Source organism: Ardenticatena maritima (assembly GCF_001306175.1).
Classification (GTDB): domain Bacteria; phylum Chloroflexota; class Anaerolineae; order Ardenticatenales; family Ardenticatenaceae; genus Ardenticatena; species Ardenticatena maritima.
The window spans coordinates 174,077-186,865 of sequence record NZ_LGKN01000003.1 but is presented as its reverse complement, the minus strand read 5'-3'; the positions used below and the strand labels follow the sequence as shown (position 1 = coordinate 186,865).

13 protein-coding genes are annotated in these 12,789 nt (G+C 62.7%); 6 read left to right on the top strand and 7 right to left on the bottom strand.

The window, feature by feature from the left end; translation table 11 throughout:
• Positions 1-7: 7 nt before the first annotated feature.
• From SE16_RS01010 to SE16_RS00985, 6 genes are read right to left on the bottom strand one after another with little or no spacing between them, the layout of a single operon-like run.
• On the bottom strand, positions 8-643 hold the full coding sequence (locus tag SE16_RS01010; RefSeq protein WP_054493572.1) for a YigZ family protein: 636 nt from the start codon (positions 641-643) through the stop codon (positions 8-10).
• Positions 640-1,479 carry an XdhC family protein gene (locus tag SE16_RS01005; protein ID WP_054493573.1) on the bottom strand — a complete coding sequence of 280 codons (840 nt, stop codon included), beginning with the start codon at positions 1,477-1,479 and terminating at the stop codon, positions 640-642. Before SE16_RS01005 ends, SE16_RS01010 begins: the two co-directional genes overlap by 4 nt.
• On the bottom strand, positions 1,472-1,804 hold the full coding sequence (locus SE16_RS01000; RefSeq protein ID WP_054493574.1) for an XdhC family protein: 333 nt from the start codon (positions 1,802-1,804) through the stop codon (positions 1,472-1,474). The genes SE16_RS01005 and SE16_RS01000 overlap by 8 nt, the downstream gene beginning before the upstream one ends.
• 13 nt (positions 1,805-1,817) lie before the next feature.
• Entirely contained in the window at positions 1,818-3,230 is a 1,413-nt protein-coding gene (locus SE16_RS00995; RefSeq protein WP_054493575.1) for a peptidoglycan D,D-transpeptidase FtsI family protein, read from the bottom strand.
• 20 nt (positions 3,231-3,250) lie between these two features.
• On the bottom strand, positions 3,251-4,492 hold the full coding sequence (odhB, locus tag SE16_RS00990) for a 2-oxoglutarate dehydrogenase complex dihydrolipoyllysine-residue succinyltransferase (RefSeq protein ID WP_060687092.1): 1,242 nt from the start codon (positions 4,490-4,492) through the stop codon (positions 3,251-3,253).
• Between the two features lie 48 nt (positions 4,493-4,540).
• Positions 4,541-7,327 carry a 2-oxoglutarate dehydrogenase E1 component gene (locus SE16_RS00985; protein WP_054493576.1) on the bottom strand — a complete coding sequence of 929 codons (2,787 nt, stop codon included), beginning with the start codon at positions 7,325-7,327 and terminating at the stop codon, positions 4,541-4,543.
• 252 nt (positions 7,328-7,579) lie between these two features.
• Here SE16_RS00985 and SE16_RS16115 point away from each other — a divergent pair, with 252 nt between their 5' ends.
• The 5 genes from SE16_RS16115 to SE16_RS00960 all read left to right on the top strand — a co-directional run bounded on the left by SE16_RS16115 (position 7,580) and on the right by SE16_RS00960 (position 11,523).
• Positions 7,580-7,915, top strand: coding sequence for a hypothetical protein (locus SE16_RS16115; protein WP_054493577.1), 336 nt, complete (start codon positions 7,580-7,582; stop codon positions 7,913-7,915).
• Positions 7,916-8,058: 143 nt separating this feature from the next.
• A complete protein-coding gene (locus SE16_RS00975) occupies positions 8,059-8,898 on the top strand; it encodes a CDP-alcohol phosphatidyltransferase family protein (RefSeq protein ID WP_060687090.1) in 840 nt (279 codons plus the stop codon).
• On the top strand, positions 8,895-10,151 hold the full coding sequence (locus tag SE16_RS00970; RefSeq protein ID WP_054493579.1) for a 6-carboxytetrahydropterin synthase: 1,257 nt from the start codon (positions 8,895-8,897) through the stop codon (positions 10,149-10,151). The genes SE16_RS00975 and SE16_RS00970 overlap by 4 nt, the downstream gene beginning before the upstream one ends.
• Positions 10,152-10,180: 29 nt before the next feature.
• The gene (folE, locus tag SE16_RS00965) at positions 10,181-10,831 is read left to right on the top strand and encodes a GTP cyclohydrolase I FolE (protein WP_082374337.1); all 651 of its coding nucleotides are present in this window, start codon (positions 10,181-10,183) and stop codon (positions 10,829-10,831) included.
• Complete coding sequence (locus tag SE16_RS00960) at positions 10,828-11,523, top strand: SDR family oxidoreductase (RefSeq protein ID WP_054493580.1); 696 nt, start codon at positions 10,828-10,830, stop codon at positions 11,521-11,523. Before folE ends, SE16_RS00960 begins: the two co-directional genes overlap by 4 nt.
• 69 nt (positions 11,524-11,592) lie before the next feature.
• On the opposite strand, the gene SE16_RS16550 is transcribed toward SE16_RS00960, so the two are convergent.
• Positions 11,593-11,946, bottom strand: a complete 354-nt coding sequence (locus SE16_RS16550; RefSeq protein ID WP_201782263.1) for a Trm112 family protein — start codon at positions 11,944-11,946, stop codon at positions 11,593-11,595.
• A 71-nt stretch (positions 11,947-12,017) separates the two neighbouring features.
• On the opposite strand from SE16_RS16550, the gene SE16_RS00950 reads away from it, so the two are divergent.
• Positions 12,018-12,767, top strand: coding sequence for a hypothetical protein (locus tag SE16_RS00950; protein WP_054492689.1), 750 nt, complete (start codon positions 12,018-12,020; stop codon positions 12,765-12,767).
• The last annotated feature ends 22 nt before the right edge of the window (positions 12,768-12,789 follow it).

Sequence of the window (12,789 nt, the reverse complement as noted above, 5' to 3'; positions counted from 1 at the left end):
GATTGGTTTAGCCGATTGAATGGGGTTCACCAGGTGCGGGTTCCACATTCAGGCGACCATGCGTCAATTCCCGCACGGCTTCGATGAAAGCATCCGCCTGTTCTTCGGGGACATCCAGCGCCAGGCGAACGTGCTCGGTGTACGTTTCTTCGCGCACATCCGCTTCAAACGAGGGCAAAAGCCGCTGAACAGGCGTCAGGAAGGAATAATCGAACGTGAGCACCAGACGCCGCCGTGGGACTTTTTCAACCAGCGGCAACGTTTCCAACGCCAATTTGACGCCGCCGCTGTACGCCCGCACCAGCCCCCCTTTGCCCAGTTTGATACCGCCGTAGTAGCGCGTGACAACCGCCACAATCTCCCCGACGCCGCTATGCAACAGCACCGTCAGCATGGGACGCCCCGCCGTGCCGTGCGGTTCGCCATCGTCGCTCATGCCGACCTGCGCCGTGGAGCCCGGCGGTCCAACCACATACGCCCAGCAGTTGTGTGTGGCGTCGGCGAATTCCTCGCGCACGTGTGCAATGAACGCGCGGGCGGCTTCCACAGTTGGGGCATGCCCTATCGTGGTGATAAAACGACTGCGGTTGATGATTTCTTCAACACGGTGAACACCGGCGGGAATCGGGTAGCGTTCGCTCATTGTGCATCCCCTGTGCCACGGTTCCGTTGAGTGCGCCATACATGCACGCGCCGCTTCCCCACCCACAACGCATCCGACAGCGGTCGCCCCGTGCCGCCGCGCCGCACGAGGATGATCTCCCCCATGATGGCAACCGCAATCTCCGCGGGCGTTTCAGCGCCAATATCCAGCCCGATGGGCGCATACACGCGCGAGAGTTGCTCATCCGTCAGGTGGTGGGTGGTTTTCAGCAACGCAAACACGCCCTGAATGCGCCGCCGCGAACCAATCATGCCGATATAGGCGAGCGGGGCATCGAGAATGCGCAAGAGCACATCAACATCATGCTGGTGCCCGCGCGTCACCAGCACCACGTAGGTATCGCGGTCCAGCGGAACATGGGCGGGAAGGTCATCGAACGGGATGGCAAGCACCTCGTCGGCGGTAGGAAAGCGGTCGGGACGAGCGTAGGCGGGGCGGTCGTCCACCACGATGACGCGAAAATCGCACAGCGCCCCCACCTGTGCCAGCGGTTGCGCAATGTGCCCCGCGCCGACGATGAGAAGCGTGGGCGGTCGCCCAATCACTTCCATGAACACCTGGACGGTGGTGGTTGCATCCAGCGCGTAGGTCTGCGTGGTGTGCCGCCGCTGTTCAATCGCTATGCGGGCATCGCGCACAACCTGCGCCCAGACCGCTTCGGGTAGCCCAAGTGCGCCCAACGGGTCGCCCTGCAACCACACCAGCGCCTGCCGCCCGACAAGCGGCTCTGGTCCAGCAATGAGCACCACACGCGCCACCGGCTCGCGCCGCTGGATTGCCGCATAGAGCGCACGGCGCAGGTCGTCCTCAGGCATGGTCGGGCTCCTGCGGCGGCCAGGGTTCGATGAAGACATCCATCACGCCCCCACACACCCCCAACGACTGCATGGTCACATCATCGGTCAGGTCAATTTCGATCAAGCGCGGGCGTCGCGTGTGAATGACATCCATGCCGGCGCGAATGACATCGGCTTCGCCGCATCCGCCCCCGACTGTGCCGTAATGCTGCCCGTAGGGGTGAATGACCATCTTGGCGCCGACTTCGCGGGGTACGGAACCGCGCACACGTACCACCGTTGCCACAGCCAGCGGCACCCCTTCGCGCTCCATTTCGGCTAATTTGGCGTAAAACTCATCCATCGCGTACCTGCTTTCACGGCGTACACACCAGCATCTCGATCAACCGCCGCGCAATGGGGGCGGCGACATCGCCCCCCAACCCGCCGTTTTCCACAAGCACAGTGACGGCATAGCGCGGTTGCTCCGCAGGGGCAAAGGCGGTAAACCAGGCATGCGGCGCGAGCGTTCCCCCCAACTGCGCTGTGCCCGTCTTGCCGCCAATCGCGGTGCAAGCCGGCGCACCGGCGCGCGCGTAGCCGTCGCGCGCTGCAACGACCATCGCCTCGCGCACCTGCTCCGCAACACGGCGGCTGACGGCGCGCTTCCAGGTCATGGGGCGAATGGTTTGCAGGGTGTCGCCGTCGGCGGTGCGAATAGCCTGCACCAGGCGCGGGCGCGGCAACTGCCCATCACGCGCAACCGCCGCTGTGATGAGGTTGACATGCAAGGGCGTCATCTGCACCTGCCCCTGCCCAAACGCGGTACTCGCCAGCCCCACATCGTCCAGCAGAAAATCATCGCGCCCCAGGCGGCTCGCTTCGGCTTCAATCGCAATGGGGGGCGGTTCCCCAAACCCAAACGCGCGTGCGGCTTCACGCATGGCATCCGCCCCCAGGCGCAAGCCCAATTGGGCAAACACCACATTGCTGCTGTACGCCAGGGCGTGCGCCGTATCGAATTCGTCTTGCGGCGGCTCTTCAAAATCGCGAATGGGAAAGCCATTCACGAAGAAAATGCCGTTGGGGTCTTGCCAGCGTTCATCGAGCGAGGTTTTGCCTTTCGCCAACGCCCCCGCCAACGTCACAATTTTGAAGACCGAGCCAGGCGTGTAGAGCCCCTGTGTGGCGCGGTTGAGCAGTGGATTGGCGGGGCTTTGTTGCAAAGCCTCGGCGTCATCCTCAAAGGTGTTGGGGTCGTAGGTGGGCAGACTCACCAGCGCGAGAATGTCGCCCGTCTCCACATTGCTGACCACCACCGCGCCGCGCCGCTCGCCCAGCAAGCGCACCGCTTCGGCTTGCAGGGCGGGGTCTACGGTGAGCACCAGGTCGTACCCGCGCACGGGGCGGTGGAGCAGGTTGTCGAGCAGTTGGGTGAACGGTTCGCCTTTGCGCCCCGCCAGCCACTCATCGTAAGCGGCTTCCAGCCCGCTGTTGCCGTAGCGCAAACTCCACACGCCGGTAATGGGGGCGAGCGCAGGCATGTGGTACATGCGCTGCGCCAGCCCCTCTTCGTCGAATGTGGTTTCCACCAGCACGGTTTCGCCGTCACGCGCCAGCATAGCGCCACGCGCCACACGCCGCTCACGTTCCAAACGGCGCAAATTGTCGTTGCGCGCGTTAAGGTCGTCGGCGCGCACAACCGCCCAATAGCCCGTCGTCAACGCCACGGCGAAGAAGGCGGTCAGGAAAAAGAGCGTCAGTTTTTGCAACGCATCGAGCGAACGCATGGCGCTTCTCACAAGGTTGGTTAGCCTTCCAGCAACAACCGTTCGGGGTTTTCGATCATCTCTTTCACATGCACCAGGAATTGCACGGCTTCGCGCCCGTCCACAATGCGGTGGTCATAACTGAGCGCGAGGTACATCATCGGGCGAATGACAATTTCGCCATTGCGCACCACAGGACGCTCTTCAATGCGGTGCATGCCCAAAATGCCGACTTGCGGCGGGTTGAGAATCGGCGTTGAGAGCAGCGAGCCGAACACGCCCCCATTGGTGATGGTGAACGTGCCGCCTTGCAATTCTTCAAGCGTCAGGGTGCCTTCGTTGGCTTTCTTCGCAAATTCGCGGATTTTGGCTTCGATTTCGTAGAAGGTCAGGCGGTCGGCGTCGCGCAGGACAGGCACCACCAGCCCCCCTTCCGCGCCAACGGCAATGCCGATGTCGTAGTAGTACTTCACCACGATTTCATCGCCCTGAATTTCGGCATTGAGCAAGGGGAAGGCTTTGAGGGCGCTCACCACGGCTTTGGTGAAGAAGGACATGAAGCCCAGACGCACGCCGTATTTTTCCTGGAAGTGCTCCTTGTAGCGGTTGCGCAGTTCAATAACGGCGCTCATGTCCACGTCGTTGAAGGTGGTGAGCATGGCGGTGTTCTGCTTGGCTTCCAGCAAGCGGCGCGCAATGGTCTGGCGGCGGCGCGACATGCGGATACGCTCTTCGCGACGCCCAGGCTGTACCAGCGGCGGCGCAACAGGGGCAGGCGCGGGTGCGGGCGGCGGGGTTGGCTTGGGTTCGGGTGTGGGCGCGGTGCGCTGCTGCGAGGCGGCGAGCACGTCTTCTTTGGTAATGCGCCCAGAGGGTCCACTGCCCTGCACCTGCCGCAAGTCAACGCCGGTTTCTTCCGCCAAACGGCGCGCCACGGGTGTGGCTTTGATGTCTTCAGCGGGTGAAGAGGCCGGTTGGGACGCCGGCGGCGGCGCGGCGGCTTCGCGCGGGGCGGGTTCGGGTGCGGCGGTTGCCGCGGCTGTGGCGTCGGTTTCCAGATAAGCGAGGATGTCGCCCGGCGCCACGTCGTCGCCTTCATGGCGTACAATGCTCACCAGCACGCCGTCCTGCTCGGCGGCGACTTCGACGTTGATTTTATCGGTTTCGAGTTCGGCGAGCACCTCGCCCGCTTTGACAGGTTCGCCCTCTTTTTTGAGCCACCGCCCGACGGTGGCTTCGACAACGGATTCGCCAAGTTGTGGGGCTCGGATTTCGAGTTTCATCGGTTCACCTCGGTTCACACCTTCTCACAGTTGGACTTGGGTTCGCGCTCATTGCAATGCTTCGGCGACAATACGCGCCTGTTCACGGGCGTGCCATTCGGGCGCGCCTTCGGCGGGGCTTGCCCAGCGTGGGCGTCCCACGTAGCAAAGCGGCAAGCCATCGGGCAAGACTCGTTCGGTCAGGCGGGGGAACATGTATTCCCACGCGCCCATGTTTTGCGGTTCTTCCTGCACCCAGCAAACTTCTTCCACGTTGGGGTATGCCGCCAGCACGTCGCGCAATTCTTCTTCGGGGAAGGGGTAGAGTTGCTCGACGCGCACCACGGCTACGTGTTCGGCGGTTTTGTACTGCTCCGCCCCCACCAGGTCAACGTAGATATGCCCACTGCACAACACCAGGCGGCGCACACGCTCCGCCCGCTGCAAAGCGGCTTCATCCTGAATGACGGTTTGGAACGTGCCCTGCGCCAGGTCGGAGACGTGCGAACGCGCCAACGGGTGGCGCAACAGGCTCTTGGGCGTCATCACGATGAGCGGGCGCGGGTCAAGGTGAAGCAATTTCGCCTGACGGCGCAACAGGTGGAAGTATTGGGCGGCGGTGGTGCAGTTGGCAATGCGCACATTGCCTTGCGCGGCTTGTTGCAGGAAGCGTTCCAGGCGTGCGCTGGAATGCTCAGGACCGGCGCCCTCGTAGCCATGCGGCAACAGCATGACGAGGGCGGGCGTCTGGTGCCATTTGACTTTGGCGGACATGATGAACTGGTCAATGATGACCTGCGCCACGTTGACAAAATCGCCGTATTGCGCTTCCCACAACACCAGCGCATCGGGGGCTTGCACGTCGTAGCCGTATTCAAAGCCCAGCACACCCGCTTCTGAAAGGGGGCTGTTGTAGACCTCGAAAGCGGCTTTGGCGTGCGGGAACGCCTGTATGGGCGTATAGCGCCGCCCCGTCTCCTGGTCGTGCCAGACCAGGTGGCGCTGGCTGAACGTCCCGCGCTCGCTATCCTGCCCCGTCAGGCGAATGGGCGTGCCGTCCGCCAGGATTGTGGCGAACGCGAGCGTTTCGGCATGCGCCCATTCCACCATGCCGTCGCCGTCCGGTTCCAACGCCTGGCGCCAGCGTTCAACGATACGCGCCAGGCGCGGATGAATGTTGAAGCCCTCGGGCACGGTGAAGAGGGCGCGGTTGATGTCGCGCAGGGTTTCCAGCGGAACAGTCGTATCCAGCGGACCAAAACGCCCCGGTTTGACAGGTTCGGGCACGTCGTGCTTGATGTCGCGCTCGCGAATGGTATTCCAGATGGATTGCAGGCGCTCCATGTGGGCTTGTTCGAGCGCGTCGGCGTCTTCCTGCGTCAACGTGCCATGCGCCACCATGTGCTGCACCCAGAGCGTGCGCACGGTGGGGTGGTTTTTGATTTTCTTGTAGAGCAGGGGCTGTGTAAACGTGGGGTCGTCGCCTTCGTTGTGCCCCCAGCGGCGATAGCCGATGAGGTCAATCACAAAATCTTTGCGGAACTGGCGGCGATACGCCATCGCCAGCCGTACCGCCGTGAGACAGGCGAGCGGGTCATCGGCGTTGACGTGCACAATGGGCATCTTGAACCCTTTGGCGAGGTCGCTCGCGAACAGGGTGGAGCGCCCCATGTGGGGGTCGGTGGTGAAGCCCACCTGGTTGTTGGCGATGATGTGCACCGTGCCCCCCACCCAATAGCCCGTCAGGCGGGAGAGGTTGAGCGTTTCGGCGCTGATGCCTTCGCCGATAAACGCAGCGTCCCCGTGAATGAGCACCGGCAAGGCACGCACAGGGTAGAGCGACGGGCGACCAGGCTCGCCGCGTTCGGTCTGTTCGGCGCGCGCCATGCCCAACACCACGGGGTTGACAAATTCGAGGTGGCTGGGGTTCGGCGCCAGCGTGACTTGCAGGTCAACAGTTTCACCCCCATCCAACGCACGGCGCGCCCCCAGGTGATACTTCACGTCGCCTGTGTAGCCTTCTTCTGCGGCTTCAATCGCCGAGGCGGGCAAGGGATCCGAGCCGTAGAATTCGGTCAAAATCTCTTCGTAGGGCTTGTTGAGGTTGTGCGCCAACACGTTCAAGCGCCCACGGTGCGCCATACCCAGCACAATGTGGCGATAGCCGCTTTCCGCAGCCGTGCCGATGATTTCATCCAACATCGGCACGAGCATATCCAACCCTTCGATGGAAAAGCGCGTGCGCCCTGGGAACGTGCGGTGCAAAAAGCGCTCGAACACTTCCACCTGCGTCAGCCGTTCCAGCAACGCCCGCTCGTTGATGGGGTCGTGTTCGGGCGTAAAGCGTCCTTCCTCGACAACGGCGCGCAACCATTCACGCTCTTCGGGCACGTGGATATGCTCGAAATCGTAGCCGATGGTGCCACAGTAGATGGCGCGCAAGGCTTCGATGGCTTCCAGCATCGTTGTGGTGCGCTGGGCGATGGGACCGCCCGCAATGTCGGACGGCAAATGCGCGAGGTCGTCTTCGGTGAGGTTGTAGGTGGCGAGTTCCAGGGCGGGGTCGCCCGGCGGTTCACTGCCCAGCGGGTCGAGCCGTGCCGCCAACAAGCCGAATTGGCGAATGGCGTTGGCAAGTTCGTGGGCGGCGACGATTTTGCGGCGCAACTCCGCCGGCGGGGTGGCCGTTTCAGGCGCGGCAACACGCCCCACGGCAGCGGCGGGCGCCCAATAGCGGAAAAACTGCTGCCATTCGGGCGGAACACTGCCCGGTTCATGCAGATAGCGTTCGTACAGTTCTACAATGTAGGCTTCATTTGGACCTGTAAGTGAGGGGATTGTCACTTGTGGTTCCATAGGTTTCTTTCAATCTCTCCACACATCATCGGTTCAACATTGAAAATGGCTCGACAGAGCGAGCCACGTTTGAATATGCGCACAGGGCACTCTAACTATACCCCAATTTGGGGTTGTGTAAAACCTTGTTTTTCGCGCCGTGCGCCATGGTGGTGCCAAAAAAAATAGGACTAAAATATGACCAAAAGGGGATAGACGCGCGCCCGCATATGGTGTAGGATGGCGGCGTAGAGTTGAAGAAAGGAGCGAACCATGCGCCCATTCCGCTTGAGCCTGTTCATCACGCTTGCGTTAGCGATTGCCCTGCCCTTCGCCATGCGCGCCGTCAACATGAGCACTGCGTCCCCCACGGGCGTTGTGGCGCACGCCAACCCGCTCTCCACCTATCCCGGTCCCTACCCTGAACCCAACCCCTGTGCGCCAGCCACGCCAACGCCCTACCCGTACCCTGTGGCGGCGCAAGCCACACCAACCGCCCACACCGCGCCGCAACCCTACCCCTATCCCGAACCAACGGCGACGCCCACTCCCACACCGACACCCACGCCCGCTACGTGCAACGTTTACGTCCCCTACGTCGAGCGGTAGCAAGAGCGCCCCGCCCACAACAGCGGTGCGTTTTGGTGTTTCAGCCTACCCAAACAGCGAATCCCCGCCATTTCACCTTGACAGACGCGCCGCCTCGGTCATAGTTATCGTTCACACCTGACCGAGGAGACGGAGCGCCCTGCATGAACAGACAACCCATCGCCACCAAACTTCCGCCTGAATACGCCTTCTACGATCTCAGCGGCTTTGGCGGGCGAATCACCCACGCCGCGGTCGCGCGCCTGGCACAAAGCCCCATCCAGCCGCTGCATTTGACGGGCGGCTTTCTCGCCGCGGGCATTGGCGCGGCGCTGGCGCTCCTGCGCAACACGCCCCGCCTCGACCGCGTTGCCGCCCTGCTTCTGCTGGTGAAGCACCTGCTGGACGGCATGGACGGCGCGCTGGCGCGCATTCGCCAACGCCCCTCGCGCCTGGGGCGCTACGCGGACTCCGTGGCGGATTTTGTCGTCAACGCGGCGCTGTTTGCTGCGGTGGCGTATCGGCGCGGCAACCGCCCCCGTGATTGGCTTGCCGCTGCGGCGGGGCTGGTGAGCATGCTGTTGCAATGCTCGCTCTACAATTACTACTACGTGCTCTATCGCCACACCCTGCCCGGCGAACGCACCAGCCTGCCGGACGAACGCCACGCACGCCCCTACCCGTGGGACCCCCCACGCGCGACGCGCCTGTTCCAACGTGCGTACCTGCTCATCTACGGCTGGCAAGACCGCCTCGTGGCGCGGCTTGACCGCCTGGCGACCGGGCGCACCTTCACCTTGCCGCCCCGTCGCTTCATGACGGCGCTGTCGGCGCTGGGGCTCGGCAGCCAACTGGCGCTCTTCGCCCTGCTGGCGTGGCGTCGGCGGGTGGCGCGCGCCCCCTTTGTGTTCGGCGTCGTCCTGAACGCGTATGCCCTGCTTCTGCTCGCCTGGCGTCGCCGCCTTCTGCATCAAGCAACCCACTCCGAGGAGATACGTTCATGACGCTTCAACCACGCATCTGGACAACCAAGCGCTTCGAGTTCTGCGCCTCGCGCCAACTGTGGCGCACCGATTGGTCGGCAGAGCAAAATCGCCGCCTGTTCGGACGCCTGGCGTCGCCGCACGGCTACGGGAGCAACTTCACGCTCTTTGTGACCGTCAGCGGCACCGTCAACCCCGACACAGGCATGACCATGAACGTGGTGGACCTCAAGCAGACGGTCAACACGGTGCTTGAAGCGTTCGACCACCGCCACCTCAACATCGAAACGCCCTACTTCACCACACGCCCCGCTACTCTGGAAGCCATCGCGGACGCGCTGGCCGACGCCATTGCGCCGCACCTGCCGCCGGATATCCGGCTGGAACGCTTGCGCCTGCACGAAGACGAACACCGCTTTGCCGAATGGCTTCGCGGCGACATCCGCATCGGGCGACGAACCCTCTTCAGCGCCGCCCACCGCACCGCCAGCCCTCACGTCTCCGCGGATGAAAACCGCGCGCGCTTTGGCGTCTGCACGCGCACACACGGGCACAACTACGTCCTCACCACCACCTTTGGCGGCGCACGCCACCCCGAATTTGGCTGGCTCGCCCATCCCGACCATCTCGACACCCTGGTGGAGACCGTGCGCCGTGAATTCGACCATTGCCACCTCAACGATGACCTGCCCTACTTCCGCAACCAGGCCGCCACCACCGAAACGATTGTCGGCGTGCTGTTCGACCGCTTGCGCGAAGAAGCCGCCACCCTCGTTCCCGACATCGCCGTACTGCGCGCCGAACTCGCCGAACTACCCGACTTTCGCGCCGCCACCGAAGGCGAACCGTGGCGCGACTTCATCCGCGAATACACCTTCTCCGCGGCGCACCGCATGGCAAACCCCAACCTGAGCGAAGCCGAAAATCGGCGGCTCTACGGCAAATGCGCCAACCCACATGGGCATGGGCACTCGTACCGCGTTGTGCTCACGCTGCGCGCCCCGCTCGATGAACGGTGGGGCATTGCCGCCGACCTTGTCGAAACCGACCGCGCCGCCCAAGCGGTCATCGAACAAGTGGCGTTCAAACGTCTGGACGCCGACATCCCCTTTTTCCAAACGCACGTCGCCACGACCGAAAACCTGCTCACCTACCTGTGGAACGCTTTTGCGCATGCTTTCGGCGAACGTTTGCATCACATCGCCATTTGGGAGACCCCCAACAACCTTTTTGAATACGGACGCGCCCCACACTTTCAGGGCGCCGAAAAATAACCAACGGGATATGTGGAAGGAGCAAAACCATGACACACGCACATGACGAACATCCCATCCTCAACCAATTGGATACCGCTATACGCGCCCAGGCGCGCACCGCCGCGCTTGCCAACACCGACACCACCGCCCAGGCTGTGCGCGCCTTGCTGGAAGCGATTGGCGAAGACCCCACACGCGAAGGACTGGAACGCACGCCGGAACGGGTAGCCCGCATGTATGCCGAACTCACGGCGGGCTATTACGTAGACCCCGAAGAACTGGTCAACGACGCCCTGTTCGACATTTCCTACGATGAAATGGTGATTGTGCGCGACATCGAGTTTTACAGCCTCTGCGAACACCACCTGCTCCCCTTCTTCGGGCATGCCCACGTCGCCTACATTCCCAACGGGCGCGTCATTGGGCTGAGCAAAATTCCGCGCGTGGTGGACATGTTCGCCCGCCGCCTGCAAGTGCAAGAACGCATGACCGTGCAGATTGCCGATTTTCTGGAAGAAACGCTTTCGCCAAAAGGCGTGGCGGTGGTGGTCGAAGGCATGCACATGTGCTCGATGATGCGCGGCGTGAAGAAAGCCAACGCGCGCATGGTTTCAAGCGCCATGCGCGGCATTTTCCGCACCGACCCACGCACACGCAACGAATTTGTCAACCTCGTACAACGTGGAGAACACCTATGAGCAGACAAACCGCTTTCATCACCGGCGCCAGTAAAGGCATTGGGAAGGCGCTCACGCAGGCGTTGCTGGAACGTGGGTGGCGCGTGATTGCCCTGGCGCGCCACACCGAACCACTGGACGCCCTGACCCAGACATACGGCGACCACTGTCGCCCCGTCGCGGTTGACGTGCGCGACGCCGCCGCTTTGCAAGACGCCGTGCGCACGCACATTGCGGCACCCGCGCAGAGCGTCCACCTGCTCTTTCCATCAGCCGGGCTGGCGCACGTCGGCGCATTCGAGGCGATGCCGCCTGAAGCGTGGCGTGCGATGATTGAGGTCAATCTGACGGGGCTGATTCAAACGGTGCAACTTGTGCTCCCGCACATGGCGGACGGCGGGCATATCGTCATCCCAGGGAGCATTGCCGGTGCAACAGGGTTCGCCAATTGGGCGGTGTACAGCGCCACCAAGTTCGGCGTGCGCGGCTTTGCCGAAGCGTTGCGCAACGAAGTGCGCCCGCGCGGCATTCACGTCACCCACCTGACGCTCGGCGCAACCGCAACACCACTGTGGGAAGCCGTGCCAGGCGCATGGGACCGCCGCAACATGCTCACGCCTGAGGAAGTCGCCGCCTGGATACTCCACATCCTCGACCACCCGCAAAGTGGTGTGGAAGATTTGCGCCTGTTGCCGCCGAAAGGCGTTCTCTAAACAGCCGCCACACATGCAAAAGCCGCCCTGCAAAGAGGGCGGCTTGTTTTCTTCTCACCACCGCTGGCGTTATTGTTCGCCTTCGGGCTGTTTCACCAACGAGGGGTCCTGATACTTGCGCCCCTCTTCCAACAGCATAACGGGAATGCCGCGCCGAATGGGATAGCGATAGCCGTTGCGCGGATTGACCAGGAATTTGCCATCTTCGCTCAATTCCAGCGGACCTTTATCGGCGGGGTCAACCAAAATTTTCAACAAATCGGGGTTGACTTCGCCCCCCAATTCGGCTTCATCCATCGCGGTTGTTGCAGGTGTCGGCGCAGACGGGGCGGGCTGGCTTTGCGTTTTATCCAGGAAACGGCGAACGCCCGCCACAGCCACAGGCACAACAGCCGCTGCAGCCAACAGTTTTTTCTTGCTCATTTTTGCTTCCTCCTCACAATCCAGTGGGTCCATGACGGTGGTAGCCTAGCGTGAAGCATGAGGGGTGTCAAATGGCATCAATCGCATATGTGCCTTTGCTCAACGAACAACGGCGCTTGTACGACCAGCCGCGCGGCATGGAACGGTTCCGCGCCTACCTGCGCACCATGCTCGACGCCGAACGCGGCGACATCGCCTTGCCGCTTATGGCGCTCAACCCTATGGGGAAAGAGCATGTCGCCACGTGTCTGGATGCGTATCTCGCAATGGATGCGGATACTCACGCCGCCCACGCGCTCATGCAGAAAAGCGCAACGCTTGCATGCCCTCTCCCTTCCCTGCGTGTGGCGCTGGTACTCGCCGATGACGCCCACGGGCAATGGACGAACCGCTACACGACCGAATACGCGGCGACCTTTGACATCACGCCCTTGCTCAAGCGGGGGTGGGCGGTTGGCTTGCTCTGGACAAGCGAACCCCCATCGTTGGAAAACGCCCGCGTCGCCGCCTTGGCAGCGTTTGCCCGCACCTGCTACGTGGCGCAACACGGCGTCGCCCGCACGCTCCGCGAACATTTGCGCCAGGAGCAAGTGGTGCTCCAATTTGCCGGCGCGTCCACACCACGCCTCCCCGATGACGACGCCGCCTATACGCGCGACGTGCTGACGCCCCTGCTCGACACCGACAACTACGCCACCATCCTGGTGGCTCTCTTTGGAGATGACGCCGCGCATGCGTTGGGGTATCCGCCATTGGGGCTTTCATTCCGTGCGGGGCTGGCGCTCGCCCACCAAAGCCCCGTCTCTGTGCTGGAATGGTAGCCGCTTTGCAGGCGGCGCATTT

Bases quoted from the DNA above. Each gene is read 5' to 3' on its own strand.
- odhB (WP_060687092.1), bottom strand. From the start codon at position 4,492: ATGAAACTCGAAATCCGAGCCCCACAACTTGGCGAATCCGTTGTCGAA.
- SE16_RS00995 (WP_054493575.1), bottom strand. From the start codon at position 3,230: ATGCGTTCGCTCGATGCGTTGCAAAAACTGACGCTCTTTTTCCTGACC.
- SE16_RS00985 (WP_054493576.1), bottom strand. From the start codon at position 7,327: ATGGAACCACAAGTGACAATCCCCTCACTTACAGGTCCAAATGAAGCC.
- SE16_RS01000 (WP_054493574.1), bottom strand. From the start codon at position 1,804: ATGGATGAGTTTTACGCCAAATTAGCCGAAATGGAGCGCGAAGGGGTG.
- SE16_RS16550 (WP_201782263.1), bottom strand. From the start codon at position 11,946: ATGAGCAAGAAAAAACTGTTGGCTGCAGCGGCTGTTGTGCCTGTGGCT.
- SE16_RS00970 (WP_054493579.1), top strand. From the start codon at position 8,895: ATGACGCTTCAACCACGCATCTGGACAACCAAGCGCTTCGAGTTCTGC.
- SE16_RS00975 (WP_060687090.1), top strand. From the start codon at position 8,059: ATGAACAGACAACCCATCGCCACCAAACTTCCGCCTGAATACGCCTTC.
- SE16_RS00960 (WP_054493580.1), top strand. From the start codon at position 10,828: ATGAGCAGACAAACCGCTTTCATCACCGGCGCCAGTAAAGGCATTGGG.
- SE16_RS01010 (WP_054493572.1), bottom strand. From the start codon at position 643: ATGAGCGAACGCTACCCGATTCCCGCCGGTGTTCACCGTGTTGAAGAA.
- SE16_RS00950 (WP_054492689.1), top strand. From the start codon at position 12,018: ATGGCATCAATCGCATATGTGCCTTTGCTCAACGAACAACGGCGCTTG.
- SE16_RS01005 (WP_054493573.1), bottom strand. From the start codon at position 1,479: ATGCCTGAGGACGACCTGCGCCGTGCGCTCTATGCGGCAATCCAGCGG.
- folE (WP_082374337.1), top strand. From the start codon at position 10,181: ATGACACACGCACATGACGAACATCCCATCCTCAACCAATTGGATACC.
- SE16_RS16115 (WP_054493577.1), top strand. From the start codon at position 7,580: ATGCGCCCATTCCGCTTGAGCCTGTTCATCACGCTTGCGTTAGCGATT.